This window comes from Streptomyces armeniacus (assembly GCF_003355155.1).
GTDB lineage: Bacteria > Actinomycetota > Actinomycetes > Streptomycetales > Streptomycetaceae > Streptomyces > Streptomyces armeniacus.
In genome coordinates this window covers 1,457,996-1,484,770 of the sequence record NZ_CP031320.1, presented here as the reverse complement: position 1 = coordinate 1,484,770, position 26,775 = coordinate 1,457,996, and the positions used below count along the sequence as shown (strand labels likewise).

Genomic DNA, 26,775 nt, shown 5'->3' with positions numbered 1-26,775 from the left:
CCCGCGGTCATCGCGGCCGGACCGGAGCGGTGCGCCTCCGCGGCGCCTTCGGTCAGCGCGCGACGCGCCGCAGCAGCACCAGCCCGGTGATCGCGCCGAGCACGCCGAGGCCGGTGAGCACGCTCATCAGCACTTCCATCGGGCCGTTCTCCATCTTCAGGCTCACCGCTATGTTGGCGCCGAGGCAGAGCGCGAGCAGTGCCCACAGCATGGCCTTGACCGGGTTCATCGGTCCCTCCGTAAGTCCGTTGTGACGCCGCGTAGGACGCGTATGACGCTACGGCCGGGCGCCCCGGCGCACGATGGTGCCCGCTCCCGCACGGTGGTGTAGTGCACTCCACCGAGGGGCGTGTGGCGACCGCGCCTGCGCCGCGCGTGAGCACTCGCATACGGTGAACAGATGAAAGAGCCCCTGCTCGAGGCGTGGCGGGCGTTCCGTCATCTGCTCGTGGGCTTCGCGATCTCGCTCGTGTGCTACGTGACGATCCCCCTGTTCATCCTCTGTACGGTCATGGCCCTGACCCTGATCGGCGCCGGTTCGTGGCCGGAGGCGGTCCTCGCGCTGCGCCGCCTCGCGGGCTTCGCGCGCGTACGCGCCGGCGAACGGCTCGGTGCGGAGGTCGTGCCCAAGCACTACCTGCCGCTGAGCGGTTCGCTCACCGAGCGCGTACGCACCGCCAGCTCCGACCCGGGCACCTGGCGCGACATGCTCTGGGTCGTCACACAGGTGCTGTACGGCATCGTGCTGCTGTGCGTCGCGCTGCTGCTGTGGCCGATCGGCCTGCTGGTGGACGGGGTGTGGTGCGGTCTGCTGCGGCAACGCCCGCTGCTGCTGCCGCTGTTCGGCTCGCTGGCCGACCTGGAGGCGTACTGGACGGCGGCCCTGCTCCGCCCCTCCCCCAGCGCCCGGCTCGCCGAGCGCGTCGAGCAGCTCTCCATGACGCGCGCCGGCGCGGTCGCGGCGCACAGTGCCGAACTCCGCCGCATCGAACGGGACCTGCACGACGGCGCCCAGGCCCGCCTCGTCGCGCTGACCATGCGGTTGGGCCTGGCGCGGCGCGCGTACGTGAACGACCCGGAAGCGGGCCGCGCGCTGCTCGACGACGCCCAGCAGCAGGCGGAGGAGGCCCTCGCCGAGCTGCGGCACGTGGTGCGCGGCATCCACCCGCCCGTACTGACCGACCGGGGACTCACCGGGGCCGTACGGGCGTTGGCCGCCTCGCACCCGCTGCGCGTGACGGTGGAGGACCCGGGTGTCGGGGCGGCGCCGCGGGCGACGGCCGCGGTGGAGGCGGCGGCGTACTTCGTGGTCGCCGAGGCACTGACGAACGCGGCGAAGCACAGCGGCGGCACCAGCGTCGCCGTCGTCCTGGACCGTACGGTCCCCTCGGTGCTGCGGATACGCGCGGAGGACGACGGCAAGGGCGGCGCGGAGGAGAACCGCGGCAGCGGGCTGCTGGGCATGCGCCGCAGGGTGGCGGCGCTGGACGGGACCGTAGCCTTGTCGAGTCCCGTCGGGGGACCGACCGTCATAGAGGTGGAGCTGCCGTGCGAGTGGTGATCGCGGAGGACAACGCTTTGCTGCGGGAGGGCCTCGTACTGCTGCTGACCAGCGCGGGCCACGAGGTCGCCGCCGTCGCCGCGACGGGCCCGGAGGTGCTCCCCGCCCTGCTCGGCGAACGCCCCGACGCGGCGGTCCTGGACGTACGGCTGCCGCCCGGCTTCCGCGACGAGGGCCTGCGCGCCGCCCTGGCCGCCCGCCGCCAACTCCCCGGCCTGCCGGTGCTGGTGCTGTCGCAGTACGTCGAAGAGGCGTACGCGGCCGAGCTGTTGTCGGACGGCGCCCGCGGCCTGGGCTACCTGCTCAAGGACCGGGTGGGCCGCGTCGAGGAGTTCCTGGAGGCGCTGGAACGCGTGGCGGCGGGCGGTACGGCGCTGGACCCCGAAGTGGTCACGGAACTGATAGCGCGGCACGGCCGCGAGGACCCGCTGGAGACGCTCACGCCGCGCGAGACGGAGGTGCTGCGGCTGATGGCGCAGGGCCACGGCAACACGGAGATCAGCGCCCGCCTCGTGATCAGCGAACGGGCGGTGAGCAAGCACATCGGGAACGTCTTCTCGAAGCTCGGCCTCCCGCCGAGCGACAGCGGCCACCGCCGCGTCCTGGCGGTCCTCGCCTACCTCAACGCGGGTGGCCGCGCGGCGACGTAGAGGGGCGCTGACAAGGCGAAGGCGACGCGGTCCACGCTTTCCGCGGACACGCGTCGCCTGTCGCCCCTGGGAGTGCGGGTGGCGGAGCCCCCGCCCCGCGCGGCGCAGCCGCGCAAGAACGACGAAGGCGACATGGTCCGCGCTTTCCGCGGACGCATGTCGCCTGTCGACTGCGTGGGCGATACTGGGATCGAACCAGTGACCCCTTCGGTGTGAACGAAGTGCTCTCCCGCTGAGCTAATCGCCCGGGTGGTGTGCGCTGGGCACGGGCAGAACCATACCGTGCGGCTCACGCTTCATCCAAACCCCTTCTCAGGCGCTTGCGGAGCCCCCGGCATCCGGCGCGCATCATCAGGGCGTGGTTGGCGGTGAAGAGCGGCCGGCAGGGCAGCGCGAACAGCCGGAGCAGCGGCTTGCGCGCCTCGACCCACTGGTCGAACTCGGCCCGCGTACCGCCGCCTTCCGCGCCGTACGGCCCGCCGCGCATGCCGCGCACACGGCGCCCACCGCCCATACCGCTCACGCTCGTGATCGTCCAGCGGGCCCAGCCCACCAGGTCCCCGCTCATCGCGATCTCCAGCACGCCCGCCTCCGGGTCCTGCCGTACGGCACGCGCGGTGACCTCCAGGTCGTACGGCAGGTACGAGCGGAACCGCGCCGTCCCGGAGCCCTCGTCCACGGCCCTGACCTCGCGCACCTGCGGCCACCAGGCCGGGTAGTCGGCGGCGCGCGCCAGCTCCGCGTAGACGGCCGAGGGCGGCGCCGGGAGCAGCCAGACGTTGTGGAAGCGGTACTGGTGCCATGCCTTGGTCACGAGTGCTCCCGGATGCCGCCGGATACGCGGAGGACCGGGCCGGAAGCCTCTTGGGCATTCCGGCGCCGGTCCGTCGGTGGGCGATACTGGGTTCGAACCAGTGACCTCTTCGGTGTGAACGAAGCGCTCTTCCACTGAGCTAATCGCCCGCGCGTGGCGATCACATTACCCCATGTCAGCGGGTGCTCATGTCCGCTTCCGCCCGGCCCGTTCCGCTCGGCGCCGCTTCCACCAGGCGGTGCCCACGGCGAGCTTCTTCTTGGTCCAGCGCATCACGAGCTGGGCCCAGACGAACTCGGTGGCCCAGACAGCCATGCCCGCGAAGATGATCAGCCACCCCGGTCCCGGCAGCGGGAGCAGGATGACGCCGGTGACCACGATCGCGAGACCGACCAGGAAGACCCCCACCTGCCAGCTCATGTGCAAGGGCCGGTAGGCCCGCACGAACTGCGGCGCCCGCGAACCGAGCGGGCGCTCTTCGTCCTTCGCGTCAGTCTGCGCATCCATGGCGGCAAACTTACCGGACCGTGTTTGCGTCACTCGCCTGGCCGTACGACAAAAAATACACCTAGGCCATACGAACGACCCGAACCTTCACAAATCGGTCAGAGGGGTTTACAACCGGCCGGTAGGTGGCATGTCGATTTCGCCGACGTGCGAATCCCCGAGCGCACACTGAGCGAAAGGCCCTGGCGCTTATGAACACCACGGTCAGCTGCGAGCTGCACCTGCGCCTCGTTGTTTCGAGCGAGTCCTCACTGCCTGTACCCGCGGGCCTGCGGTATGACACGGCCGACCCCTATGCCGTGCATGCCACCTTCCACACCGGTGCCGAGGAGACCGTCGAGTGGGTCTTCGCCCGCGATCTCCTGGCGGAGGGTCTGCACCGGCCCACCGGCACGGGCGACGTCCGGGTCTGGCCGTCCCGCAGCCACGGTCAGGGAGTCGTCTGTATCGCCCTCAGCTCCCCGGAGGGCGAGGCCCTGCTCGAAGCCCCCGCGCGGGCACTCGAATCCTTCCTGAAACGGACCGACGCCGCCGTACCGCCCGGCACCGAGCACCGCCACTTCGACCTGGACACCGAGCTCTCGCACATCCTCGCGGAGAGCTGAGATCCCCCGGTCCGCGACAGCCGTCCGACTCGGGGCGACGGCTGGGACCGGTGGCCGTATACGGCCCATGACGGCGCCGCCACCGCACGTTACTTGCGGTGGCGGCGCCGCCGCGTGCGGGAGCGGCTAGGCTCGTTGGCCATCGGACCCGCAACGGCCAGGAGCGACGGTGCAGATCAATCACGACACCCAGTGCGCACTCGACGATGTGGTCGATCTGCTGAACACCGCGCCCGACGGTGACACACCGGACGGCCTCGCCACCGTCGCCGACCTCCGCGACTACGTGCAGCGCAACAATCTGAGCGGGGTCGGGGAACTCACCGAGAGCGACGTGGCGGCCGTTCGGTCCGTACGGGAGCGGTTCGCGCAGATCTTCGCTGCGCCGGACGCGCGTACCGCCTCGGAGCTCGTGAACGGGCTCGTGGCGGAGGCGGGCACCACGCCCCAGCTCACCAACCACGACGGCTACGACTGGCACGTCCACTACTTCGCGCCCGGCGCGTCCGTCGCGCGCCATCTCGCCGCGGACGGCGGGATGGCGCTGGCGTTCATCATCGTCGCGGGCGAGCAGGACCGGCTGCGGCGCTGCGAGGCGCCGGACTGCCCGCGGGCGTTCATCGACCTCTCCCGGAACCGTTCGCGCCGCTACTGCGACAGCCGCACCTGCGGGAACCGGCTGCACGTGGCGGCGTACCGGGCGCGCCAGCGGGAGTCCGCGGACACCCCCGGCTGAGCCGCGTCAGAGCAGGAACAGATCGTAGAAGCCGGTGATCGCCAGCAGGGCGCCGATGAAGGCGAGGAAGAACATCAGCGGCGGCTGGGAGAGTGCGTAGAGACACCCCCGGTTCTCGGTGCTGAGGGGCGTGTCGGGGGGCGCTTCTTGGAACCCGGCGGTGCGGTCCTGCGTGGTGTGCGGCATCTCGCGGTGATGATCGCGCACTCCCCCGCCGGGCGGTGCTCAACACGCCCGTTTTCCCAGCGCAGTTCGTCAGATCCCGTGCTTCACGAGGCCCGCGCCGACGGCCGCTGCCGTCGAGTTGATCATGGTGCCGGGGCCGTCTCCGGCGGGCCGGCGACGGGCCGGCGACGGGCCGGCGGCCGTTACAGTTGCCGTCGAAAGGGTGGGTGGGTGGTTGTGGACTTCGGCGTACTGGGCCCACTGACCGTGTGGCGGGCCGGCGTACCGCTGGAGCTGGGCACACCGAAAGGACGCGTGCTGCTGGCGGTCCTGCTGTGCCGGCAGGGCCGGCCGGTCACCGATGACGCGCTGGCCGAGGCGATCTGGGGCGAGGCGCAGCCCAAGAGCGCCGCCAAGAACGTGCAGACCTACGTCCACCGGCTGCGGCAGCACCTCGGGGACGCGGAGCGCATCACCAGGCAGGGCCAGGGGTATCTGCTGCGCGCCGGCCGGGACGAGCTGGACGCGGCGCGTTTCGAGGATCTGGCGGGCTCGGCCCGGGCGGCGCTGGCGGCCGGTGATCCCGAACGGTCGCGGCGGCTCTTCGACGAGGCGCTGGGCCTCTGGCGGGGACCCGCGTTCGCCGGGATCGCCGACGTCCCGGCCCTGACCTCGGAGGCCGCCCGCCTCGACGAGCTGCGGCTCGGCGCACTCGAGGAGCGGATCGACGTCGACCTCCGGCTCGGCCGGCACGGCGAGCTTCTCGGCGAGCTGACCGCGTTGACGATGGAGCACCCGTTCCGCGAGCGGATGTGGGCGCAGCTCATGCTCGCGCTGTACCGCTGCGGCCGTCGGGCGGACGCGCTGCAGTCCTACCGCCAGGTCCGCGACATCCTGGCCGAGGAGACCGGTCTGGAGCCCGGACAGAAGCTGCGGGACCTGCACCAGACCATCCTCACCGAGGGCCCCGAGAGTCCCGAGAACCCCGACGGCCCCGTGCCGGGTGCGGCGGTCGCGGACGCGGAGCGCGAGCACCAGAGCGTCAACAGCGCCCGGATGCTGCCTCCGACGCTCGGCGACTTCAGCGGCCAGCGTGCGGAGCTCGAGGAGGTCGACGCGGTGCTGCGCAAGGACCGCGCCGCCGACGAGCCGGCCGCGGTGATGACGATCTCCGGCCCCGGAGGGACCGGCAAGACCGCGCTCGCGGTGCAGGCCGCGCACCGTCTCAGAGCCGCGTATCCCGACGGACAGCTGTTCGCGGTGCTGGACGGCGCGCGTACCCAGCCGGTGGACCCGGTCGCCGTGCTCGGCCGCTTCCTGCGTGCGCTGGGGGTGCCCGCCACCGCTGTGCCGGACGATCCGGAGGAGCGTACGGATCTCTACCGCGGCATGCTCGCGGAGCGCCGGATCCTGGTGGTGCTCGACGACGCGTACGACGAGGAGCAGCTCGCTCCCCTGATGCCCGCCAGCGGCACGTGCGGAGTGATCGTCACCGGCCGCGTACGGCTGGGCGGTCTCGGCGGCGCGCACCGGGTCGAGCTACGCGAGATGTCCGAGGCCGACGGTCGGGCCATGCTGCGCAACTGCACAGGCGACCGGCTGGCCTCGGCCGCCCCGGCGGAGCTGGCCGATCTGGTACGGCTCTGTGCGCGGCTGCCGCTCGCGCTGCGCATCGTCGGGTCGCTTCTGGTGTCACGGCCGCACTGGCGCGTGGGGGACCTCGTGGCGCGGCTGGCGGACGAACAGCACCGGCTGGACGCGCTCCGCTACCGCGATCTCGAGGTACGGGCCAGTTTCGGGCTGAGCTACGAAGGGCTGCGGCCCGAGGCACAGCGGCTGTTCCGGCTCCTCGGGCTGCTGGAGGCGCCCGACTTCCCGCTCTGGGCGGCGGCGGCCGCGGTCGACACGGATCTGCGCGAGGCCCAGGAACTCCTCGACGATCTGGTCGACGTCCATCTGCTCGACGTCACCGGAACCACGAACGGGCAGGCACGCTACGGCTTCCACGACCTGATCCGCGCCTACGCGAGGGAGCGCGCGGAGCTGGACGAGCCGGTGCGGGACCGGAACGAGGCCGTCGAACGCGTTCTCAGCGCCCTCCTGGCCCTCACGGACATCGCCGACCGCGACCACATGGGGCAGAACATGTTCCAGCGGGACGCCGCCCGGTGGCGGCCGGAGCGGGTGGAGGCGAGCGTGCCGCCTTCCGCACCGCTGATGGCGCTGCTGGACGCGGAGCGCGTCCCGCTGGTGACAGGTGTGCGGCAGGCCGCGGAGCTGGGCAGGGACGAGCTCTGCTGGGAGCTGGCCGTGGGCGGGCACACGCTGTTCGAGACGGAGCGGTACTTCGACGACTGGCAGGAGTGCTACGAGACGGCGATGCGCCTGGCCAAGGACGCGGGCAACATGCGGGGCCGGGCCAGACTGCTCATCTCGATGGCCGGACTGCGCTACACCCGGCGCCAGTACGGCCCGGCCGAAGAGTGCAACACCGAGGCCATGGGCCTGTTCGAGCGGATCGGGGACCGGCGGGGCTATCTGGAGGCGCTGAGCAACGCGCCCTTCTTCCTCGTGCCCAACGGACATCTGACCGAGGCGATCACGGCGGGCAGCGAGGCGTACGAGCGGCTCAACGCGAGCGGGCAGGCCGCCGCGGCGCTCCACGCGTACTCCCAGGTCGGCCTCGCTCACCTGCAGGCGGGGCGGCCGGAAGCGGCGGTGGAGGTCCTCGCGGAGATCGTCGCCGGGGCGCGGAAGCAGGGGATCCGGACCCTGATCGCGCGGGACACCTACTGGCTCGGGCAGGCACAGCTGGCGCTCGGCCGGCACGCGGAGGCGGAGGAGTCGTTCACGGAACTGAGCGCGTACGCCAGGGACATCGGGCCCTCGGGCGCGTTCTACCTCGCCCACGCCTGGGGCTGCCTCCATCTGGCCCGGGGCGAGTACGCCGACGCGCGCCGCCGGCTGCTCGAAGGCGCCGAGATCGCGCGCGCCATCCACGACCCCCTGTTCGAGACCCGCGTGCTCGTCGACCTGCTGGATCTCCGGCTGTACGAGCGCCCTGACCTGGAGGCCGCGATCCGGCAGGGGGAACAGGCGGTCGAGGTGGCCCGCCGTATCGACTACCCGTACCTGCTCGCGGGCGTGCTGCAGAAGCTCGCCCGGCTGCGGGCCTCGGCGGGAGACGACACGGCCGCGAGGAACCTGGCCGACGAGGCGGCTGCCGTGGGAGCCAGGATCCGCTGAGCCGTGCGCCGAGCCCCGGCGTATTCCCGGCGTGTGCCCGCCGTATTCCGGGGTGTGTCACTCTGAACCTCGGCGACGTAGCGCTGTTGACCAGCCGCTCTGGCGTGTCCGGCTGTGTCGCCCGTCATTTCCTGACGCATCGAACATTCGAGCTGCCGTATCGGCGCAGCTCACTTAGCAGTGAGGTAAAAGCAGTGCACAAGGGACGTATCGTGTTCACGGCCGCTCTGGTCACCATGGGGCTCGGGGTCTCTGCCTGCGGCAGCGACGACGAGAAGGAGGACACCGGAGCCAAGGATTCGCCGTCGGCGTCGTCCCCGGCCCCCGCCTCGTCCGAGCCCGGCAGCGAGAGCACGCCGACCGACGGCGGCGACGACGGTGCCCCGGCCGAAGGTGACGTCACCGCGCCGGGCACGAAGGTCAAGGTCGGCGACCGGGCCGTGCTGCCGTTCGAGTACACGAGCCAGAAGAAGGGCACCATCGCCGTGACCGTCACGGCGATCGAGAAGGGCACCGAGGCCGACATGTCCGGCTTCGGCGCGAAGGCAAAGGGCATGACGCCCTACTTCATCAAGACGAAGGTGGAGAACGTCGGCGGCACCGACCTGTCGTACGCGTCGCTGAAGCTCGACGGCGTGCTGGAAGGCGGCAGCGCCACGGGCGTCGTGCTCATCGGCGACATCCCGGGCAAGTGCGACAACGAGAGCGCGCCCCGGGACTTCAACACCAAGGGTGCGTCGTACGAGACCTGCGCGCTCAGCGCCACGAAGACCGCGCCCGTCACGGCAGCCTCGTTCAACGAGGGCGACGCTTACAGCAGCAGCCCGGTCGTCTGGGCCAACTGAGAGTCCGGGCCGGCTGAGAAGCCGCGCCTGTCTCCGTCCGCTGCGCCCCGGGGACGGACGGCGACGCGACGAGCCCCGATCCGGCATCGGATCGGGGCTTCCGAGCGCGGTGCGTCAGATCCCGTGCTTCTTCAGGATGGCTTCGATGTCGCTGAAGTCCTCCCCCGCGCCGGCGCCGCCTGAGCCGCCCGAGCCGCCCGCGGGCTTCCCGGCCTCCTTCTTGCCCGGGCCCAGCGAGGGCGCGGAAGCGCCCGGCGCGGACGCCTGCGCGCGCTCGGCGCGCGCCGCGGCGCGGCGCTCCTTGCGGGACGGCCCGGCGGCGCCCTGCTGGGCGCCCGCGCGGCCGGCCGCGAAGCGCGCGATGACGTACAGCACGACGGCCACGGCGAGCACGCCGAAGCCGGACCACACCGTGGGCTTGAAGACCAGGTCCGTGGCCCAGTCCCCCACCGCCTTGCCGACCTCGCCGCCGAGCTCCACCAGCCCGGCCATCGCCAGCCCTACGGGCAGCAGCGCGAACGCCGCGATACGGGTGGCCGCGACGAAGCGGCGCCGGTATGCCGTCAGGAAGGCGACGGCCAGTCCGGCTGCGGAGAGCGCGGCGCACACGGTCGTGATGAGCATGTATCCATCGTGCACCGTACGGGCGTCATGGGCCATGCCCGTCCGAATTTTCAGGGGGATCTGGGGGGTGCTCATCCCTGGGTGGGAGACTTGCGGCATGAGCGACTCCCCCGGCGAACGACCCGTGCTCGACTTCTGGTGCGAGCTCCAGTGCCCCGACTGCCACCAGGCGGTGGGCGACCTGCACGCGCTGCGTGAGCGGTACGGGGACGCGCTGGAGATCCGGCTGCGGCACTTCCCGCTGGAGAAGCACCGGCACGCGTACGCGGCGGCGCAGGCGGCCGAGGAGGCCTACGCGCAGGGGCGGGGCGAGGCGTTCACCGAGGCCGTCCTGGCCCGCAGCGGCGAACTCGGCGCGCGCGGCGAGCCGTTGCTGGCCGAGGTGGCCGCCGAGGTGGGCATGGACGCCGAGGAGCTGGACACCGCGCTGGTCGACGGGCGGCATCTGCTGATCGTCGACGCGGACCAGGCCGAGGGCAAGGCGATCGGCGTGACGGGCACCCCGACGTACGTGATCGACGGGGAAGTGCTGCACGGCGGCAAGAGCCAGGAAGGGCTGCGGGAGCGCATCACCGAGATCGCGGACCGGCTGCTCGGGCGCTGACAACCCTCCGCGCACGCCGGTCACGGCAAGCGGTCACACCGGCCGGTCCCGCGGCACGGCCGCCGCCCGCCCCGGCCGTACCACCGCCGGTCACGGCGGGCGGTCACAGCAGGGGCTTGGCCAGGTGGTGCTCGACGGTGCGGTAGCCGAGCGACTCGTACAGGCGCAGTGCCGGGGTGTTGTCCGTGTAGACGTTGAGCCCCAGGTCGCGCCCGCCCGCGGCGAGGCACGCCCGCTCGGCGGCCAGCATGAGCGTACGGCCGTGGCCGCGGCCGCGCCGGGACTCGTCGACCTCGACCGAGTACACCCAGGCGTCCGCGCCCGGGAACGGTACGCCGGACAGGCAGACCCACAGCGTGCCGACGTCCGCGCCGTCGTGCGCCAGGACCCTCAGCAGCATCCCGGCCGTCGCCGGGCCGTCCGGCAGCAGCGCGGCCAGGTCACGGGCGAACCGGGCGTCGATCTCGTCGGCCGGTACGCCGCGGGCGGCCAGCGCCTCGGCCTGCCGCCGGCTGTCGCGCTCGCGCCAGGCCGCGAAGTCGGCGTCGTTCATGGGGCGCAGCGCGCTGCCCGCGGGCAACGGCGGCTGGTCCGTCAGGGACTTGGCCATGCTGCGGTTGCGTTCGGTGTAGCCGAGCGCGGCGGCGAGCCCCAACGCGCCCTCGGCGGCGGCCGGCACGCTGGCCGCAACCTGGTCGCACCCCCAGCCCCGCAGCACCTCCTCGGCCGCCAGCAGGGCCACGGCGGCGCGGCCGCGGCGGCGTTCCGGCGGGTCGACGGCGAGCTCGGCCACACGGCCGGCGGTCGGCCCGTACCGTACGTCGACGGCCAGCCGGACCGTGCCGACGGTGCGCGCGTTGTCGCAGATGGCGTACGTACGTGAGCGCGCGCCGTCCGCCGTCCGCTCCTCGGGGCCGCGCGGGCGCAGCGTGGTGGTCACCGGCTCAGGCGTCGTGGTCGGCGGCGGAGCGCTCGTCGAAAACGCGCATGGCCTTGGCGGTGACGGGTCCGGGCGCGCCCGGCAGCTCGCGCCCGTCGATACGGTGGACGGCCTGGACGTCACGGAGCGTCGAGGTCAGGAACACCTCGTCGGCGCGGTCGAGCACGTCCATCGGCAGGTCCGTCTCGCGCGCCCCGCACCACTCCGCGACCAGGGCGCGGGTGATCCCGGCGAGGCAGCCGGAGCTGAGCGGCGGGGTGTGCAGCTCGCCGTCGAGCACGACGAAGACGTTGGTGCCGGTGCCCTCGCAGAGCCGCCCGAGGGTGTTGCCGAACAGCGCCTCGGTGGCGGCCTGTTGGCGGGCGCGGGCCAGTGCCACCACGTTCTCCGCGTACGAGGTGGTCTTGAGGCCGGCCAGCGCGCCGCGCTCGTTGCGCGTCCAGGGCACGGTGATGACGGCGGTGGTGTCCGGGCGGCGGGCGGCCTCGGTGAGGGCGACGACCAGCGTGGGCCCTTCCGTACCGCGGTCGGAGCCGAGCGGCGACGTGCCGCCGGTGTACGTGACGCGCAGCCGCCCCAGCGGCGCCGGGTTCGCCTCGGCCACGGCGACGCAGGCGCGGCGCACCTCGTCCAGGTCCGGCTCGGGCAGGCCGAGGCCGCGCGCGGAAGCGGCCAGCCGGTCAAGGTGGCGGGTGAGGGCGAAGGGGGTGCCGTCCGTGGTCCTGATGGTCTCGAAGACACCGTCTCCGACGGTCAGGCCGTGGTCGAACACGGAGACCCGCGCGCTGTCCGCGTCCCGCAGGGCGCCGTCGAGCCAGATCCTCACGTCGTCGTCCTCTCGTTCCGGCTCTCGTTCCGGTATGCCCCCGACGCTACCGCGAGCAGCCGCGACGCCTTGAGCTCGGTCTCCTCCCACTCCCGTTCCGGATCGGAGCCCCAGGTGATCCCCGCGCCCGTACCGAAGCGCAGCACCGGGCCGCCGGGCACGCCGCGGTCGATCCAGAACGTACGGATGCCCACGGCCAGTTCGCCGGTGCGGCGGTCCGCGTCGACCCAGCCGACAGCGCCGCAGTACGGGCCGCGCGGCACCGTCTCCAGCGACCGTACGACCTGGAGCGCGCGGTGCTTGGGCGCACCGCTGACCGAACCGGGCGGGAAGGTGTCCGCCAGCAGCCGCGCCCAGGCGTACGGCCGGTGCTCCCGCGCGATCTCGCCGCGCACGGTCGACACCAGGTGCACCAGCCCGGGGTGCGGCTCGACGGCGCAGAGCGCCGGGACGGTGACGGTGCCGGTGGCGCAGACGCGGCCGAGGTCGTTCCGTACGAGATCGACGATCATCACGTTCTCCGCGCGGTCCTTCTCGCTCAGATCGGCGGCCGTGCGTCCGGTGCCCTTGATGGGCCCGGAGCTGACGGTGGCGCCGTCGCGGCGGAGAAAGAGCTCCGGCGAGGCGGTCGCGACCTCGACGCCATGCGCGGGGAGCCGGACGGTGCCCGCGTACGGGGCGGGGTTGCCGCGCGCCAGCAGGGCGGTGAGCCGGTCGACGTCGGAGGCGGCGGGTCGGGGGTCGGGCAGCGGCGCGGTGAGGACGCGGCAGAGGTTCACCTGGTAGACGTCGCCGGCGGAGATGTGCTCCCGTACGCGGCGCACACCGGCGGTGTACGCGGCGCGGTCGAGCGAGCTGATCCACCCGCCGGGGGCGGGGCCGCGCCAGGGGTGCGGTGGTCCGCCGGGGGTCCGTACGCGGGCGGGAGTCCGTACGTCCGCGGGCCGTCCTTGCGCGGGCCGCACGTCACCGAAGCGCGCGCACGTCACCTCGCCCTCGAACGTGACGACCACCGCCCACCAGCCCGTGGAGTCCAGGGCGGTGGGGTCGTTGGTGACGTCGCGCAGATCGGTGGCGACAAGGCCGCCGAACCGGGCGAGAGGGGCGAGGTCGGACACGGCACCGAGTCTAGGAGGGGATGCCGTCGGGCTATGCCGCGGAAAGCGAATTTGAGCTGGTCGCCGAATCCGCTAAAGTTCAACACGTCGCCGGGTGCACGCACCGGGAGGCACATCTGCGGACGTAGCTCAGCTGGTAGAGCACCACCTTGCCAAGGTGGGGGTCGCGAGTTCGAATCTCGTCGTCCGCTCGGATGGGGGTACTGTGAACCCCGCCATGGTGGAGTGGCCGAGAGGCGAGGCAACGGCCTGCAAAGCCGTCTACACGGGTTCGAATCCCGTCTCCACCTCGGACGATTAGCTCAGCGGGAGAGCGCTTCCCTGACACGGAAGAGGTCACTGGTTCAATCCCAGTATCGTCCACTGGTCCGCTAAGGTGGACCGACCCGCGCGATTAGCTCAGCGGGAGAGCGCTTCCCTGACACGGAAGAGGTCACTGGTTCAATCCCAGTATCGCGCACAGGAGAGAGTCCCCGGTCGCATGCGGCCGGGGACTCTTCTTTCGGATCCGGGCTGTTCCGGGGGGAGTTCAGGCCCGGGCCGAGAGGGCGGGCTCAGGACGAGAACAGCATCCGGCCGAAGCCGCGTTGGCGGCCGTGGTGCCCGTGCTGCCCGTGGTGTCCGTGATGCCCCTGGTGCGGCGCGCCCCAGGCGGGAGCCGCCGGGTACGGCTGCGCGCCGGGGCCGGGCGGAGCGGGCGGCGGCGGGGCCTGTTGCGACCACTGCGCCTCGAAGCGGCTGATCGCTTCGAGCTCGCCGTAGTCGAGGAAGATCCCCCGGCAGCCGCTGCACTGTTCGATCTGGACACCGTTGCGCGTGAACGACTGCATCGGTGCACGACACTTGGGACACTGCATCGTCGGCTTCATCTCCTCGGCGTTCGGTTGGCGGGCGGATCCACACTACGGCGCCCGGCCTGCCCGTAGTTCGGCATTGCGGCAATGCGCTCGCAGGCTGACACCAGCGCCTCCTCGTCCTCGTCGAGCGGGCGCCGCTCCGTGACCGACTTGGCCACCGCGACCGCGGCGGTCTGGGCGGTCAACGCGCGGGCGGGCGCGTCCAGTTGCCGCCACGGGTCGCCGTACGGCCACGCGTCGCGGGAGGCGCCGCCGGACGCGGCGGATGCGTGCTCGTAGGCGTGCAGCAGGCGCTGCCAGGCGGCCGGCGGCAGCAGCCCGGCGGCGTACCAGGCGGCGGGCCGGGCCAGGTCCCAGACGGGGTCGCCGGCGCCGAGGTCGTCGACGTCGATCAGCTGCCAGGGGCCGCCCGGTGCGGGGTGGCGCACCAACTGCCCCAGATGGAAGTCCCCGTGGCAGAGCGCGTCCGTACGGGGCGGGACGGCGCCCTCGTCGGCGCGGCACCAGGCGGGGAGCCCGGCCCAGACGCGCTCTATGACGGTCGCGGCGGCGTGGGCGGGTGCGGCGTGCGCGCCGGTGGTGGCGTCGGCGAGCGGTGCCGCCAGTGCCGTCCGCATCCGGTCCAGGGCGCGTGCCGCCTTCGCCGGTCCCCGCATCGCGGGCAGCGGGCCGCACCCCAGGCGCCGGCGCAGCCCGTCCGGTCGGACGGCGTGCAGCCGCGCGAGCAGCGTTCCCGCCTCCTCCCACGGGGCGGCGTCGGGGGCCTCCGGGTCGACGGGGGTGCCGTACGGCCACAGCGTCGCCGGACGCCCGTCGGCCAGCCGGGACACCGTGCCGGGCGGCAGCGGCGGCAGCAGGATCCCGGCCAGCCCGGGGTCGGCGGCGATACGCAGCCGCAGCTCCAGCCCGGCCGCGTCGGCGTCGGCCGCGTGTGCCTTGGCGACGGCGCTGCCGAGCCGTACGACGGTCCCGTCCGCCCGGTCCGCCAGCACGACCGGTTCGTCGGGCGCGCGGCCCTGACCGGCGCCGGCGCGCACGAGGCCGCGGAGGCTCTCGGCGAGAGCGGACGTGTCCGTGGCTGCTTCCTGCTGCATGCGGCCGGATCGTACGCGTGGCCCGCGGGCGGCGGGACTCCCGTACGCCCGGGCATCTCACGGCCGCCGCCCCGTACGCGTGAACGTGGCGTGCGCGCGGCCGTCTCCTCCGTACGGACGAACTGCTCCGTGCCGGCCGAGCACCACGTGCCCGGCCGACCGCGACGGACGGATGAACCGCCCAGCGGGCCAACGGCAGCCCCCGGACAGGGCGAAGCCCGGGCAGCTCCCCAGCTGCCCGGGCTCTCTAGCCGCCCGCCGCACCCCCGTCCCCACGGGGCTGATGGCCGAATGTCCCCGACTCGGGCCGCTCTCCCGAGCCCGGGGCGCCGCTCAGCGCCCCAGCATTCCGGCCACGGACGACGCTTGGGTGACCACCGCTTCCACACCGCCGAAGACGACGGCGAGAACGACGGCCAGCGGGAGCACCATCGCGGCTGCCACCAGCGGGTGCCGACGGTCGCGGGGACGGGTGCCGACGGCGGTGAACGCCGCCAGACGCCCGTGCGCCCGGGACGTCGGACGCCCTGCTGTGTGCGCCATGATCTGCTCCTCGGTCCGGGGCGGCGGGCGTCTGACCTCGGGGGACGAGTGCTGCGCCCGCCGCTTGAAAACAACATTAGGCCGGTCGTGAACGCGGAGCGTCATGCCGTCGTACTGACTCAGGGGCCTCCCGCAGGATGACTCCTGACGGCCCGGGATACTCCCTAGGGTGGAGAACCCGTCCCTCGCACCGGGGACTTCCCGGAGGGGCCCGCGCCGTGCACCCGGGCGCCGCACCGCTCCCGCAGGTCAGCGCTGTGCGTCGGGCTCGGCGTCCGCGCGCGGCACGGGGTGCTCCACGAGGGCCAGCACCCGGTTCGCCATGAAGCGCGCGGTGCGCACCACCGTGCCGCGGGGGGCACCTCCCATGCGAAGCCATGGGGAAGGGTGACTTCGCTCACTTCGACCACTCCCCTCCGGACCTGCGTCTCGATGCGCCGACCGGCGCGGCCGGCGCTCATTTCGGACGTGCGCGTCGTGTCTCCGGCGTCCACGACGACCTCGATCCAGTCACCCTTCACTCCGTCAATCCCCCTTCTCCGACGCGCCTTTGACGCGTCCGGGGCCGGGGCCCGCCGTCCGCCGCGGCGGGCACCTCATCCGTACTCCAAGAATCCCACCCGGCACTGACAATCCGTCTGACACCGGGTGCGCCGCCTATCGTGGCTACGGGTCCGCAGTCCGTAAGCTGTCACTCGGCAAACGGACGGGCAGCAGTGGGGCCTCCCGCCGCCTGCAGGGGACGGGGCCTCCCGCCAGACGCAGGTACGGGGCCGCCTCACCGGACGTAGGGGAACGGCATGGCGATGACGCGGCTCCGGCGCGAGGATCCGCGAGTCGTCGGTTCGTTCCGGCTGCACAGGCGGCTTGGGGCGGGCGGGATGGGCGTCGTCTATCTCGGCTCCGACCGGCGCGGCCAGCGGGTGGCGCTCAAGGTGATCCGGCCGGATCTCGCGGAGGACCAGGAGTTCCGTTCGCGGTTCGCGCGCGAGGTGTCCGCGGCCCGGCGCATCCGCGGCGGGTGTACGGCGCGGCTGGTGGCGGCGGATCTGGAGGCGGACCGGCCGTGGTTCGCCACGCAGTACGTGCCCGGGCCCTCGCTGCACGACAAGGTGAACGACGGCGGGCCGCTGCCGCCGTCCCAGGTGGCCTCGATCGGGGCGGCGCTGGCCGAGGGCCTGGTCGCCGTACACGAGGCCGGGGTCGTGCACCGCGATCTGAAGCCGTCCAACATCCTGCTGTCCCCCAAGGGCCCCCGCATCATCGACTTCGGGATCGCCTGGGCGACCGGCGCCAGCACCCTCACGCACGTCGGGACCGCCGTCGGCTCGCCCGGCTTCCTCGCGCCCGAGCAGGTGCGGGGCGCGGCGGTGACACCGGCGACGGACGTGTTCGCGCTGGGCGCCACCCTCGCGTACGCGACCACCGCGGACTCCCCCTTCGGGCAGGGCAGTTCGGAGGTGATGCTGTACCGGGTGGTGCACGAGGAGCCGCAGCTGCAGCGCGTGCACGCGGCGCTGGCGCCGCTGATCGAGGCGTGCCTGGTGAAGGCCCCCGAGGACCGGCCGAGCACGCTGCAACTCTCCCTGCGGCTCAAGGAGATCGCCGCGCGCGAGGCGCGCGGGCTGCCGGACGGCGGCCCCTCGCCCGTACCGCCGCAGTCGAAGTCACCGTCCAAGGCGCAGGGGCAGCGGCCGCTCGGGCCGCGCGCGGACGAGTACGCGCGCCAGCGTACGGAGCGCGAGTCCGGCGGCACCGGGCAGCGCGGCGGCGAACCGGCCGGGGCGCAGCGCGCGCCGGCGCCCCGCTCGGGGCCGCGCTCCACGGGCGGCTCCGGCGCGCGGCGCCCGTCGGGGGCGCAGCGGCCGCAGCCGCGCACCAACTCGCGCTCGGGCAGCGGTTCGCGCGCGGGCACGAGCTCCCGGACGGGCGGCGGTCCCCGTTCCGGTACGGGCCGCCGTCCCGGGCCCGGCCCGAACCGGCGGCTGCTGCGGCAGCGACTCGTGGTGTTCGTGACGGTGACGCTGCTGGTCGCGCTGGGCATCGCGGCGGCGCAGGGCTGCGAGGGCTCCGTACGGGGCGCGGGCGACCCGGCGCGTGGCGGCCAGGCGGCGCGGGTGCTGCCGGACGCACAGGACGGTGCGGGCCACGGCGGGCACGGCCGCCACGGTGGGCACGCCGGGCACGGCGACGACGGGCAGCGCGGCGACACGACGGGGCACGGGGCCAACACAGGGGCGCGCGGGGGGCGTTGACCGGCGCTTCGGGCCCCCGCACGCGGGCGTACGGGCGGGCGCCCACGTACGGCGCAGGCGCGCCCGTACGGGCCTGGACCGTACGCGCGCCGCAGCAGCGCCCGGTCACCCCTCCCCGTCGCGCCCCCGCGCCACCGCGTAGAAGGCCACGGCCGCGGCGGCGCCCACGTTCAGCGAGTCCACACCGTGCGCCATCGGAATACGTACCCACTCGTCGGCCGCCGCCAGCGCGCGGGCCGACAGGCCGCGCCCCTCGGCGCCGAGCATCAGCGCGACACGTGCGCCCGTACCGGCGCCGGTGCCGTCCCGCGGCACGGCGGTGTCGATGGGCACGGCCCGCTCGTCGGGCGTGAGGGCCAGCAGCCGGAAGCCGGCGGCCCGTACCTCCTCCAGGTCGCGCGGCCACGTTTCCACGCGGGCGTACGGCACGGCGAAGACCGCGCCCATGGAGACCTTCACCGAGCGGCGGTAGAGCGGGTCGGCGCAGTCCGGCGAGAGCAGTACGGCGTCCATGCCGAGGGCGGCGGCGCTGCGGAAGACCGCGCCGATGTTGGTGTGGTCGTTGACGGACTCCATGACGGCGACGCGCCGCGCGGAACCGAGCGCTCCGGCCGCGGACGGCAGCGGCTTGCGCTGCATGGACGCGAGCGCGCCGCGGTGCACGTGGTAGCCGGTGACGCGCTCGGCCAGTTCGGGGGTGACGGCGTAGACGGGGGCGTCGGACGCGTCGATCACGTCGCGCATCACCTCCAGCCACTTCGCGGAGAGCAGCATCGACCGCATGCGGTAGCCGGCGCGCAGGGCGCGGCGGATGACCTTCTCGCCCTCGGCGATGAAGAGGCCCTCGGCGGGTTCGCGGGTCCGCCGCAGGTCGACGTCGGTCAGCCCGGTGTAGTCGCTCAGGCGGGGGTCGTCGGGGCGGTCGACGGTGAGGGGTTCTGCCACGGGGCGCTGCCGCCTTCCCGGTGTCGTGCTGGTGCTGCGGTACGGATACGGATGCGCGTACGCGGTGCGCGTACGCCTCCGCGCTGTCTGCCCGGCGGCGTACGGCGCGCTCCGGTCAGCGGGGCGTACGTGAGCCGAGTGCCACGACGTCGCCGATGACGATCACCGCGGGCGGCCGTACGCCCTGCTCCGCGACCGTCTCGCCGACCGTCTCCAGCGTCGCGTCCACGCGCCGCTCCGCCGCCGTGGTGCCCTCCTGCACCACCGCGACCGGCGTGTCCGGCGCGCGTCCGTGGCGTACGAGGGTCGCGGCGATGGCACCGATGCGTTCGACGGCCATCAGCAGCACCAGGGTGCCGCGGAGGCGTCCGAGCGCCTCCCAGTCGACGAGCGAGCTGGGGTCGTCGGGCGCGACGTGGCCGCTGGCCACCGTGAACTCGTGCGCCACCCCGCGGTGCGTGACGGGGATGCCGACGGCGGCGGGCACGCTGACCGCGCTGGAGATCCCGGGCACGACCGTGACCGGCACCCCGGCCGCCGCCAGCTGCTCGGCCTCCTCCATGCCGCGGCCGAAGACGAACGGGTCGCCGCCCTTGAGGCGTACGACGGACCGGCCCGCCCTGGCGTGCTCGATCAGCGCGGCGTTGATCGCCTCCTGCGCCATCGCGCGTCCGTACGGGATCTTGGCCGCGTCGATCACCTCGACGTGCGGGGGGAGTTCGTCCAGCAGGTCGCGCGGGCCGAGCCGGTCGGCGACGACGACGTCGGCGTCCGCGAGCAGGCGGCGGCCGCGCACGGTGATCAGGTCCGGGTCGCCGGGCCCGCCGCCGACGAGCGCCACGCCGCCGGTACGGGCGCGCCGGTGCGGCGCGGAGAGACTGCCGTCGCGCAGGCCCTCGACGATGGCGTCCCGTACGGCCGCGGAACGGCGCGGGTCCTGGCCGGTGAGCACCGCCACGGTGACGCCTTCGCTGCGGCCGGTGGCGGGGGTCCAGGCGGTGGCGGCGTCGGCGTCGTCGCTGCGTACGGCCCAGACGCGGTGGGCTTCCGCCTCGGCGGAGGCGGCGGCGTTGGCGGCCGGGTCGTCGGTGGCGATCAGCGCGTACCAGGCGTCGGCGAGGTCGCCATCCCGGAACCGGCGGCGTTCCCAGGTGAGTTCGCCGCTGGTGGCCATGGCCTCGACGGAGGGCGTGACGGAGGGCGAGATGAGCGTGATGTCCGCACCCGCGGCGAGCAGCGCGGGCAGCCGGCGCTGGGTGACGGTGCCGCCGCCGAGCACCACGACACGCCGTCCGGCGAGACGCAGCCCTACGGGATATGCGGGTGTTTCGGACATCGGCTGCGGCTCCTCGGCGGTGGCGCTGTGCCGCTGCGGCGTTGGAGCGGCGGGGAAGAAGTGTGCAGGGCACACGGTGGACACGCGGACGTGGACACGGGTACGGGGACACCTTATGGCGCCGCGCCCGTGTCCGCTGTTCCAGGGATCACGCGACCGCCGTGACGCCCGCCCCGTACGCGGCGGGCGCACTCCAGGGCACGGACGCGCCACGGACCTGCGGCACGGACCTGCGGCGCGTACGGCGTGCCGCAACGGGCCGCGGGTGCGGGTACGACACGCCCGGCGGCCGGTTCACGCCCGTTGGTTCTCGCCGGTCAGTTCTTCTCGGTGACGCCCGCCGAGTCGAAGGTCGCAACCTCGTGCATCGCGCGGGCGGCGCTCTGCACCATCGGCAGCGCGAGCAGGGCGCCGGTGCCCTCGCCGAGCCGCAGGTCGAGGTCGATCAAGGGGCGCAGGCCCAGCTTGGTCAGGGCCGCGACATGACCGGGCTCCGCGCTGCGGTGCCCGGCGACGCACGCCGCCAGCGCCTCCGGCGCGATCTGCCGCGCGACCAGGGCGGCGGCGCCCGCGCTGACCCCGTCCAGGATCACGGGCGTACGGAGCGACGCGCCGCCGAGGATCAGCCCGGTGAGCGCCGCGTGCTCCAGACCGCCGACCGCCGCGAGCAGCCCCACCGGGTCGGCCGGGTCGGGCCGGTGCAGCTGGAGGGCGCGCCGGACCACGTCGACCTTGCGGGCGTGGGTCTCGTCGCTGATGCCCGTGCCGCGGCCGGTGACCTCGGTGGGGTCGGCGCCGGTGCAGGCGGCGATCAGGGCGGCGGAGACGGTGGTGTTGGCGATGCCCATCTCGCCGGTGAGCAGCGCCTTGTTGCCCGCGGCGACCAGGTCGCGCGCGGTCTCGATGCCGACCTCGACGGCGCGCAGCACCTCGTCGCGGGTGAGCGCGGGGCCCTGGGTCATGTCCGCGGTGCCGGGCCGTACCTTGCGGGGCAGCAGCCCGGGCGTGGCGGGGAGTTCGCCCGCCACGCCGACGTCGACGACGCACACCTCGGCGCCGACCTGGGTGGCGAAGGCGTTGCAGACGGCGCCGCCGCCGAGGAAGTTCGCGACCATCTGCGCGGTCACCTCCTGCGGCCAGGGGGTGACGCCCTGGGCGTGTACGCCGTGGTCACCGGCGAACACCGCGACCGCGGCCGGCTCCGGGATGGGCGGCGGGCACTGCCGGGACAGGCCGCACAGCTGCGCGGAGATGATCTCCAGCATGCCCAGCGCGCCGGCCGGCTTGGTCATCCGCTTCTGCCGCTCCCACGCCTCGCCGAGCGCCTTCGCGTCCAGCGGGCGGATCCGTTCGAGCGTCTCGGCCAGCAGGTCGTGCGGCTCGGCGCCGGGCAGGGCGCGGCGCCCGTACGACTCCTCGTGCACGACCCAGGACAGCGGCCGCCGCTTGGACCAGCCCGCCTGCATCAGCTCGGGCTCGTCCGGGAACTCGTCCACGTACCCGATGCAGAGGTACGCGACGACCTCCAGGTGCTCGGGCAGGTCGAGCGTGCGGACCAGTTCGCGCTCGTCGAAGAAGCTGACCCAGCCGACGCCGAGGCCCTCGGCGCGCGCGGCGAGCCAGAGGTTCTCGACGGCGAGCGCCGAGGAGTACGGGGCCATCTGGGGCTGGCTGTGCCGCCCCAGGGTGTGGCGGCCGCCGCGGGTCGGGTCGGCGGTGACGACGATGTTCACGGGCGTGTCGAGGATGGCCTCGATCTTCAGTTCCTTGAACTGCTTCGCCCGCGCCTTCGGGAGCGACTTGGCGTACGCCTCGCGCTGGCGCTGGGCCAGCTCGTGCATGGTGCGGCGGGTGTCCTCGGACCGGATGACAACGAAGTCCCACGGCTGCGAGTGCCCGACGCTCGGCGCGGTGTGTGCCGCTTCGAGGACGCGGAGCAGCACCTCGTGCGGGATGGGGTCGGGCCGGAAACCGTTCCGGATGTCGCGCCGTTCGCGCATCAGCCGGTGGACGGCCTCGCGCTCGGCCTCGTCGTAGCCGGGGGCCGGGGGTGTGCTGGGACCCGCGGGCGCGGGGGTGTCCGACGGTACGCCGTCGGTGGACGGCGCGGCTTCGGCCGCCGGGCCGTCCCCGCTTATCGACGGGGCGGTACTGTGCCCGTCCGTCGCGGGCTCGGGCGCGGGCTCCGAAGCGGGTGCGGGCTCCGGAGCGGGTGCGGGCTCCGGAGCGGGCGCCGGCTCGGGCTGGAGCGCGGCGGGCGCTTCGGCCGCCACGGCAGCGGGAGCCGGCTCCGGTACGGGCTCCGCTTCCGCCGCGGTCGCAGCTTCCGGTACGGGGACCGGTGCGGCTTCGTCGGCGGTTCCGGTGGCGTCGGGTGTGTCCTGTACGGCTGCCTCCTCGGCGGCGGGCGCGGGCGCCGGTACGGGCTCTGCTTCGGGCAGGGGGGCGGCCGCCGGGGCGGTCACGTGGGTGGCGGCGGAGCCGTCCGCCGTCTGTTCCGTCCGCTCGGGCTCAACGACCGGCGCCGTGGCGGCGGTTGCCGCGGCCGGCTCGGGGGCCGGGGCGGCCTCCTCCGGTGCGTGCTCCTCGGCCGTGGCCTCCGGTTCCGCCTTCGCCTCCGGTACGGGTGCCGCCTCCGCCGTGGGCTGTGGCGCGGGCTCGGTCTCCGCAGGCGCGGACTCCGTGGGGGCGGGCTCCGCGGGCACGGGCTCCGCCGCCACCGCTGCGGGCTGGGCCGCCGGTTCGGGCGTTTCGGTGCGCGGGGCGGGCACGTTCGCTCCGGTGGCGGCGTTCTCCTCCGCGGGCGGTGCCGCCTGATCTGCGGGCGGTGCCGCCGCCGCAGGAGCGTCGTCGGAGACGGGTGCGACCGGCTGGCCGGTGTCCGGCTGCGCGGCGGCATCGGCCGGTGCGGACGGCTCCGGGACGGCGGCCAGATCGGGGCCGGGAAGCGGCTCCTCGGCCACCGGCTCGACCGTTTCTGCGGGCGCCGCCGTCTGCGGCACCTGAGACGTCCAGGCGTCCTGCTGGGACGGGATCGCGCCGGTCTGCGGACCGGCGAGGGAGTCCGGGCCCTGGTGTGCGACGTCGAGGTACTCCGGGCCGCTGACCGGCTGTTCGGGCTGCGACGCGGGCCCGGACGCGGGTGCCGCACCGGGCTCCGCGGGCTCGGGCTGCGGATGCGCCGCGGGGGCAGCGGCGTGCTTGCCCTGCGACCGAGTCTGCGGCTGGACCTGGGCCTCCTGCGGCTGCTGCGCGGCGTCCGCCTGTACGGGTGCGGGTGCGGGCGCGCTGGGCCCGCGGTCGGCGAGCGAACGCACCGCGCCTGACTGCTCGGGCACCGGCGGGCCGAGGTGCGCCGGCCGACGCGGCGTCTGGGTCTGGGTCTGCGGCCGGGCAGCCGGGGCCGGTGCCTGGCCCTGCGCGGCCTGCGGCTGCGCCTGCCCCGTGCCGTCCGCGGACTCGCCGCCCGCCGGTCCGGGTTCGGCGCCCTGCGCCGCCGCCTCCTGCGGCGCCGCGCCGTGCGCCGCGCTCCCGTGCGGTGGCAGGCCCGCCTCGGCCGCTTGGGGCTGCGGGACGCGCACCGCGCCGTAGTCGATCGAGCCCGAGTCGCGGCCGTCCGTCTCGTGCGTGCCGGGCGTACGCCGCCCGCCGCCCGTCTGACCATCCGTACCGCTCTGGCCGTTCGCATGCGCCCCGCGCGGCTGGGCGCCGGGCCCGCCGCGACCGCCGTGCGTCCCGTGCGTGCCCTGCTGCGCCACCGCCATCTGGGCGTCGCTCCAGGCGCCTTGGGCGCCCGGCATCAGCAGGTCTTCCTCTTCGCCGGGGACGCCGGCCGTGCTCTCGCCCATGTCCGCCGCCGTGTTCGCTGTGTTCGCCGTGTTGATCGGGTCCGGTGTGTTCGCCGTGTGTGCCGGTTGAGCCGTGTCCGCGAAGGTGTACGCGCCGGACGCGGCCGGGACTCCCGGCTGCTGCTCCGGCTGTGCGCCTGCGTGAGCCGGCTGTCCCTCGTCTGGGATCTGGCCGGTGTCAGTCATGCGTACCCCTCGCCCATCGGTAGTTCTCCTGCCATCCCGGCGGATGCCCGCCGTGCCCCCCGGATGAAGAACGAGCGCGCGCACGTTGCGGCACGTACCTCAGCCGACGCCATCCGGACATTGACGGACGAAGCGCCAACGCCCGGAGACGGCACAACGATCCATCAGCCTACCGGCCGCAGAGCACCCCACCAGCCATGGGTGGGTGAGAAGAGGCACTTCGCCGGGGTTCGCGGAGAGCGGATACGAGGGGTTTTCCGAGGAGTCAGTCACGAATACCCGAAAGGAGGAACACGACAGCGCGTTCGGTCTCCGCCCAGCGTTCCGTGTCCAGTTCGACGGACTGGAGGAGGGCGCACTCGACGGTGTATCCGCCCTCCGCGAGCACCCGTCCGACCGCTTCCGCCTCGTCGCGGGTCGCCGCGTGCGTGACGATGCGTTCGGGGCGCCGGTCGGCCACGGCGGCGACCGTACGGATGCCGCCGCCCCCGACCCGTACGACGTCCGGCTCGGGCAGGTCCTCGAGGATGTGCGGGGCCGTGCCGGTGACCACCTGGAGCTGAACTCCCAGGCGGCGGGCCGCGGCTGCCGTACGGGCGCACGCGTCCACGTCGCGGTCCACCGCGATGACGGCGGCGCCGAATCCGGCCGCCTCGGCGGCCACCGCGCCGTTGCCGGAGCCGATGTCCCAGACCAGGTCGCCGACGCGCGGGCCGAGCCGGGCGAGTTGGGCGGCGCGCAGCTGTACGGACTCGCGTGCGCGCGGGCGCGCGTCCGGGCCCGCGTACTCGGTCAGCGGCTGCGCCCAGCCGCGCGGTACGTGCGGGCGGCCGGTGTCGTGTCCGGCGATCCAGGCGGGCGCGTGCCGTTCGGCGGCGCCGGCGGCGGCGCCCGGCGCGGCGGCGGTGCTCAGCTGGCCGCCGACGACGAGCACGATGTTGGGGTCGCGCCAGGTGTGGTCGGCGACCTTGTCGGAGGTGAGGACGCTGACCTCTTCGCGCACGGTGCCGAGCGCCTCGCAGATGACGAAGGTGCGGTGCACTCCGGCGAGCAGCAGGGCGAGTTCGGGCGGTCCGGCGCCGGGCGAGGTGAGGACGGCGACCTTGGTGTGCGCGCGGCAGACGTTGACGACGCGGCGCAGCGTACGGCTGTGGGCCACGACGACCTGCGCGTCGTCCCACGGCATGCCGGCGCGCGCGAAGGCGGCGGCGACGGCGGACACGGCCGGTACGACCTCGACCTCGAGCCCGTACTCCGGTGCGCGCAGGGTGCGTACGACGCCGAAGAAGCCGGGGTCGCCGTCGGCCAGCACCACCGCGGTGCCCCGGTGTCCGGCGATCCGCCGGGCCGCGAGGGCGACGCTGCCCAGGCGTATGCGCTCCGCGCCCGCCGGGACCTCGGGCAGTGCGAGATGGTGGGCGGCACCGGCCACGAGGGTGGCCGCGCCGAGTGCGGCGCGGGCGGCGTCGGTCAGCGGCGTGCCGTCCCACCCGATCACGGTGACGCGGTCGGCCATCGGGGGAACTCTCCTGGTGGGGTCGTCGCAGGTCGGGGGGTGACCGAGGGTACCCCGGCGGCCGGGCAACCGGACGGGCGCGGTCCGTACCAATCGGAGAACGGCGCCGGCCCCGTATCGGTTCCCGGCATGCGGCACCGGTCCGGTGTCCGTGCCGGCGGCCCGTCGACGTCAGCGCCGGCCGGCGGGCGTCAGCGCCGGCCGCTCCGGCGTCAGTGCCAGTCGGGGTGCGGGGCGTAGCCGCCCGCGTCGGCCATGCGTTCGTGGAGGCCGTCCAGGTCCTCGGGCAGCAGGCTCCACACGATCAGGTCGGTACGGATTTCCGCCCAGCCGCCGCCCTCGACGCGCGACCGCGTGATCCAGGCGTTGCGCAGCACGCCCTCGCTGATGCAGCCGAGCTTCTGCGCGACCTGCTGCGCGGCGGTGTTGTCGGCGGCGGTGCGCAGTTCGAGGCGTTCGAACTTCTGGTCCTGGAACAGCCATTGGACGGCGGCGAGCACCGACTCGGAGGCGTAGCCCTCGCCGCGGGCCCAGGGCGCGGTGACGTAGGAGAGCTCGGTGGTGAGGAGGCGCCAGTCGGTGTTCTTGAGATGGACGGAGCCGACGAGCCGCTGCGTGAGGAACTCGGTGACGGCGAAGACGATGCCGCGCCCTCCCGTACGTTCGGACGGCGCGCGCCGTCTGATCCAGTCACGTGCGTCGGCCTCGGTGTACGGGGCGGGCACGGAGGTCCAGACGGCCACCAGCTCGTCGTTCATCATCTCCACGAAGGCGGGCAGGTCCGCTTCCTCGAACGGGCGCAGCACGAGCCGGTCCGTACTGATCGAAATGTCCGGAAAGGTCGAGGTCATGCGCCGCTCCATGCAGATGGCTTGGGGGTCCGGGGCCGCGCCTCGGAAGGTTGCAGCAGTGCACAGCATGCAGCATGGACCTGCGGATGTGCAGCGCCGGGCC

At 74.0% G+C, this 26,775-nt stretch carries 24 protein-coding genes, 6 tRNA genes and 1 pseudogene; 12 read left to right on the top strand and 19 right to left on the bottom strand.

The window, feature by feature from the left end:
* Nucleotides 1–52: 52 nt before the first annotated feature.
* Entirely contained in the window at nt 53–229 is a 177-nt protein-coding gene (locus DVA86_RS06525) for a hypothetical protein (RefSeq protein WP_208876500.1), read from the bottom strand.
* Nucleotides 230–400: 171 nt separating this feature from the next.
* Here DVA86_RS06525 and DVA86_RS06520 point away from each other — a divergent pair, with 171 nt between their 5' ends.
* Both DVA86_RS06520 and DVA86_RS06515 read left to right on the top strand, forming a co-directional pair.
* Nucleotides 401–1,561 (top strand): sensor histidine kinase, encoded by a 1,161-nt coding sequence (locus DVA86_RS06520; RefSeq protein WP_208876499.1) that lies wholly within the window; start codon nt 401–403, stop codon nt 1,559–1,561.
* Nucleotides 1,549–2,211, top strand: coding sequence for a LuxR C-terminal-related transcriptional regulator (locus tag DVA86_RS06515; protein WP_208876497.1), 663 nt, complete (start codon nt 1,549–1,551; stop codon nt 2,209–2,211). Before DVA86_RS06520 ends, DVA86_RS06515 begins: the two co-directional genes overlap by 13 nt.
* A 175-nt stretch (nt 2,212–2,386) precedes the next feature.
* On the opposite strand, the gene DVA86_RS06510 is transcribed toward DVA86_RS06515, so the two are convergent.
* The 4 genes from DVA86_RS06510 to DVA86_RS06495 all read right to left on the bottom strand — a co-directional run bounded on the left by DVA86_RS06510 (nt 2,387) and on the right by DVA86_RS06495 (nt 3,532).
* Nucleotides 2,387–2,458, bottom strand: a tRNA-Val gene (locus DVA86_RS06510).
* A 42-nt stretch (nt 2,459–2,500) separates the two neighbouring features.
* Nucleotides 2,501–3,025 (bottom strand): SRPBCC family protein, encoded by a 525-nt coding sequence (locus tag DVA86_RS06505; RefSeq protein ID WP_208876496.1) that lies wholly within the window; start codon nt 3,023–3,025, stop codon nt 2,501–2,503.
* Nucleotides 3,026–3,102: 77 nt separating this feature from the next.
* Nucleotides 3,103–3,174 (bottom strand) — tRNA-Val (locus tag DVA86_RS06500).
* Nucleotides 3,175–3,211: 37 nt separating this feature from the next.
* Nucleotides 3,212–3,532 (bottom strand): TIGR02611 family protein, encoded by a 321-nt coding sequence (locus DVA86_RS06495; protein ID WP_208876495.1) that lies wholly within the window; start codon nt 3,530–3,532, stop codon nt 3,212–3,214.
* A gap of 191 nt (nt 3,533–3,723) precedes the next feature.
* Here DVA86_RS06495 and DVA86_RS06490 point away from each other — a divergent pair, with 191 nt between their 5' ends.
* Together DVA86_RS06490 and DVA86_RS06485 are read left to right on the top strand one after the other, a co-directional pair.
* On the top strand, nt 3,724–4,137 hold the full coding sequence (locus DVA86_RS06490) for an SsgA family sporulation/cell division regulator (protein WP_003959770.1): 414 nt from the start codon (nt 3,724–3,726) through the stop codon (nt 4,135–4,137).
* A 169-nt stretch (nt 4,138–4,306) separates the two neighbouring features.
* Nucleotides 4,307–4,873: a CGNR zinc finger domain-containing protein gene (locus DVA86_RS06485; RefSeq protein ID WP_208876494.1), complete on the top strand. Its 567-nt coding sequence runs from the start codon at nt 4,307–4,309 to the stop codon at nt 4,871–4,873.
* Nucleotides 4,874–4,879: 6 nt separating this feature from the next.
* On the opposite strand, the gene DVA86_RS06480 is transcribed toward DVA86_RS06485, so the two are convergent.
* A complete protein-coding gene (locus tag DVA86_RS06480) occupies nt 4,880–5,059 on the bottom strand; it encodes a hypothetical protein (protein WP_208876493.1) in 180 nt (59 codons plus the stop codon).
* Between the two features lie 210 nt (nt 5,060–5,269).
* On the opposite strand from DVA86_RS06480, the gene DVA86_RS06475 reads away from it, so the two are divergent.
* On the top strand, nt 5,270–8,284 hold the full coding sequence (locus DVA86_RS06475; RefSeq protein WP_208876492.1) for an AfsR/SARP family transcriptional regulator: 3,015 nt from the start codon (nt 5,270–5,272) through the stop codon (nt 8,282–8,284).
* A 236-nt stretch (nt 8,285–8,520) separates the two neighbouring features.
* Nucleotides 8,521–9,129: a hypothetical protein gene (locus DVA86_RS06470; protein WP_208884449.1), complete on the top strand. Its 609-nt coding sequence runs from the start codon at nt 8,521–8,523 to the stop codon at nt 9,127–9,129.
* A gap of 114 nt (nt 9,130–9,243) precedes the next feature.
* On the opposite strand, the gene DVA86_RS06465 is transcribed toward DVA86_RS06470, so the two are convergent.
* A complete protein-coding gene (locus DVA86_RS06465; RefSeq protein ID WP_208876490.1) occupies nt 9,244–9,753 on the bottom strand; it encodes a hypothetical protein in 510 nt (169 codons plus the stop codon).
* A 97-nt stretch (nt 9,754–9,850) separates the two neighbouring features.
* On the opposite strand from DVA86_RS06465, the gene DVA86_RS06460 reads away from it, so the two are divergent.
* Complete coding sequence (locus tag DVA86_RS06460) at nt 9,851–10,357, top strand: DsbA family protein (RefSeq protein ID WP_208876488.1); 507 nt, start codon at nt 9,851–9,853, stop codon at nt 10,355–10,357.
* Nucleotides 10,358–10,460: 103 nt separating this feature from the next.
* Here the strand turns inward: DVA86_RS06460 and DVA86_RS06455 are convergent, their stop codons facing one another.
* From DVA86_RS06455 to DVA86_RS06445, 3 genes are read right to left on the bottom strand one after another with little or no spacing between them, the layout of a single operon-like run.
* Complete coding sequence (locus DVA86_RS06455) at nt 10,461–11,297, bottom strand: GNAT family N-acetyltransferase (RefSeq protein ID WP_208876487.1); 837 nt, start codon at nt 11,295–11,297, stop codon at nt 10,461–10,463.
* Between the two features lie 4 nt (nt 11,298–11,301).
* On the bottom strand, nt 11,302–12,123 hold the full coding sequence (locus tag DVA86_RS06450) for an aminotransferase class IV (RefSeq protein WP_208876486.1): 822 nt from the start codon (nt 12,121–12,123) through the stop codon (nt 11,302–11,304).
* Nucleotides 12,120–13,241, bottom strand: coding sequence for a chorismate-binding protein (locus DVA86_RS06445; RefSeq protein WP_208876484.1), 1,122 nt, complete (start codon nt 13,239–13,241; stop codon nt 12,120–12,122). Before DVA86_RS06445 ends, DVA86_RS06450 begins: the two co-directional genes overlap by 4 nt.
* A 118-nt stretch (nt 13,242–13,359) precedes the next feature.
* Between DVA86_RS06445 and DVA86_RS06440 the strand changes: the two genes are divergently transcribed.
* From DVA86_RS06440 to DVA86_RS06425, 4 genes are all read left to right on the top strand, one after another.
* A tRNA-Gly gene (locus tag DVA86_RS06440) sits at nt 13,360–13,432 on the top strand.
* Nucleotides 13,433–13,460: 28 nt separating this feature from the next.
* Nucleotides 13,461–13,531: transfer RNA gene (locus DVA86_RS06435), tRNA-Cys, on the top strand.
* A gap of 1 nt (nt 13,532) precedes the next feature.
* Nucleotides 13,533–13,604, top strand: a tRNA-Val gene (locus DVA86_RS06430).
* Between the two features lie 25 nt (nt 13,605–13,629).
* Nucleotides 13,630–13,701: transfer RNA gene (locus tag DVA86_RS06425), tRNA-Val, on the top strand.
* 94 nt (nt 13,702–13,795) lie between these two features.
* On the opposite strand, the gene DVA86_RS06420 is transcribed toward DVA86_RS06425, so the two are convergent.
* From DVA86_RS06420 to DVA86_RS06405, 4 genes and pseudogenes are all read right to left on the bottom strand, one after another.
* Nucleotides 13,796–14,098, bottom strand: coding sequence for a TFIIB-type zinc ribbon-containing protein (locus DVA86_RS06420; RefSeq protein WP_208876483.1), 303 nt, complete (start codon nt 14,096–14,098; stop codon nt 13,796–13,798).
* A gap of 8 nt (nt 14,099–14,106) precedes the next feature.
* Nucleotides 14,107–15,192, bottom strand: coding sequence for a phosphotransferase family protein (locus tag DVA86_RS06415; protein ID WP_208876482.1), 1,086 nt, complete (start codon nt 15,190–15,192; stop codon nt 14,107–14,109).
* A gap of 333 nt (nt 15,193–15,525) precedes the next feature.
* Nucleotides 15,526–15,735, bottom strand: coding sequence for a hypothetical protein (locus tag DVA86_RS06410; protein ID WP_208876481.1), 210 nt, complete (start codon nt 15,733–15,735; stop codon nt 15,526–15,528).
* A gap of 249 nt (nt 15,736–15,984) precedes the next feature.
* A pseudogene (locus tag DVA86_RS06405) lies at nt 15,985–16,256 on the bottom strand (hypothetical protein).
* 279 nt (nt 16,257–16,535) lie between these two features.
* Here DVA86_RS06405 and DVA86_RS06400 point away from each other — a divergent pair.
* Nucleotides 16,536–17,990, top strand: a complete 1,455-nt coding sequence (locus DVA86_RS06400) for a serine/threonine protein kinase (RefSeq protein ID WP_208876480.1) — start codon at nt 16,536–16,538, stop codon at nt 17,988–17,990.
* A 105-nt stretch (nt 17,991–18,095) separates the two neighbouring features.
* On the opposite strand, the gene DVA86_RS06395 is transcribed toward DVA86_RS06400, so the two are convergent.
* From DVA86_RS06395 to DVA86_RS06375, 5 genes are all read right to left on the bottom strand, one after another.
* Entirely contained in the window at nt 18,096–18,935 is an 840-nt protein-coding gene (locus DVA86_RS06395; protein ID WP_208876479.1) for a TrmH family RNA methyltransferase, read from the bottom strand.
* Nucleotides 18,936–19,050: 115 nt separating this feature from the next.
* Entirely contained in the window at nt 19,051–20,271 is a 1,221-nt protein-coding gene (gene cobA / locus DVA86_RS06390; protein WP_208876478.1) for a uroporphyrinogen-III C-methyltransferase, read from the bottom strand.
* Between the two features lie 317 nt (nt 20,272–20,588).
* On the bottom strand, nt 20,589–24,305 hold the full coding sequence (gene cobT / locus DVA86_RS06385) for a nicotinate-nucleotide--dimethylbenzimidazole phosphoribosyltransferase (protein ID WP_208876477.1): 3,717 nt from the start codon (nt 24,303–24,305) through the stop codon (nt 20,589–20,591).
* A gap of 265 nt (nt 24,306–24,570) precedes the next feature.
* A complete protein-coding gene (cbiE, locus tag DVA86_RS06380) occupies nt 24,571–25,821 on the bottom strand; it encodes a precorrin-6y C5,15-methyltransferase (decarboxylating) subunit CbiE (RefSeq protein ID WP_208876476.1) in 1,251 nt (416 codons plus the stop codon).
* Between the two features lie 212 nt (nt 25,822–26,033).
* Nucleotides 26,034–26,672, bottom strand: a complete 639-nt coding sequence (locus DVA86_RS06375; RefSeq protein WP_208876475.1) for a GNAT family N-acetyltransferase — start codon at nt 26,670–26,672, stop codon at nt 26,034–26,036.
* Nucleotides 26,673–26,775: the final 103 nt, after the last annotated feature.

Excerpts from the sequence above, each read along its gene's own strand:
- DVA86_RS06420 (WP_208876483.1), bottom strand. The coding sequence starts at position 14,098 with ATGCAGTGTCCCAAGTGTCGTGCACCGATGCAGTCGTTCACGCGCAAC.
- DVA86_RS06375 (WP_208876475.1), bottom strand. The coding sequence starts at position 26,672 with ATGACCTCGACCTTTCCGGACATTTCGATCAGTACGGACCGGCTCGTG.
- DVA86_RS06525 (WP_208876500.1), bottom strand. The coding sequence starts at position 229 with ATGAACCCGGTCAAGGCCATGCTGTGGGCACTGCTCGCGCTCTGCCTC.
- cobT (WP_208876477.1), bottom strand. The coding sequence starts at position 24,305 with ATGACTGACACCGGCCAGATCCCAGACGAGGGACAGCCGGCTCACGCA.
- DVA86_RS06410 (WP_208876481.1), bottom strand. The coding sequence starts at position 15,735 with ATGGCGCACACAGCAGGGCGTCCGACGTCCCGGGCGCACGGGCGTCTG.
- DVA86_RS06465 (WP_208876490.1), bottom strand. The coding sequence starts at position 9,753 with ATGCTCATCACGACCGTGTGCGCCGCGCTCTCCGCAGCCGGACTGGCC.
- DVA86_RS06460 (WP_208876488.1), top strand. The coding sequence starts at position 9,851 with ATGAGCGACTCCCCCGGCGAACGACCCGTGCTCGACTTCTGGTGCGAG.
- cbiE (WP_208876476.1), bottom strand. The coding sequence starts at position 25,821 with ATGGCCGACCGCGTCACCGTGATCGGGTGGGACGGCACGCCGCTGACC.
- DVA86_RS06520 (WP_208876499.1), top strand. The coding sequence starts at position 401 with ATGAAAGAGCCCCTGCTCGAGGCGTGGCGGGCGTTCCGTCATCTGCTC.
- DVA86_RS06470 (WP_208884449.1), top strand. The coding sequence starts at position 8,521 with ATGGGGCTCGGGGTCTCTGCCTGCGGCAGCGACGACGAGAAGGAGGAC.
- DVA86_RS06480 (WP_208876493.1), bottom strand. The coding sequence starts at position 5,059 with ATGCCGCACACCACGCAGGACCGCACCGCCGGGTTCCAAGAAGCGCCC.
- DVA86_RS06415 (WP_208876482.1), bottom strand. The coding sequence starts at position 15,192 with ATGCAGCAGGAAGCAGCCACGGACACGTCCGCTCTCGCCGAGAGCCTC.
- DVA86_RS06490 (WP_003959770.1), top strand. The coding sequence starts at position 3,724 with ATGAACACCACGGTCAGCTGCGAGCTGCACCTGCGCCTCGTTGTTTCG.
- cobA (WP_208876478.1), bottom strand. The coding sequence starts at position 20,271 with ATGTCCGAAACACCCGCATATCCCGTAGGGCTGCGTCTCGCCGGACGG.
- DVA86_RS06495 (WP_208876495.1), bottom strand. The coding sequence starts at position 3,532 with ATGGATGCGCAGACTGACGCGAAGGACGAAGAGCGCCCGCTCGGTTCG.
- DVA86_RS06400 (WP_208876480.1), top strand. The coding sequence starts at position 16,536 with ATGGCGATGACGCGGCTCCGGCGCGAGGATCCGCGAGTCGTCGGTTCG.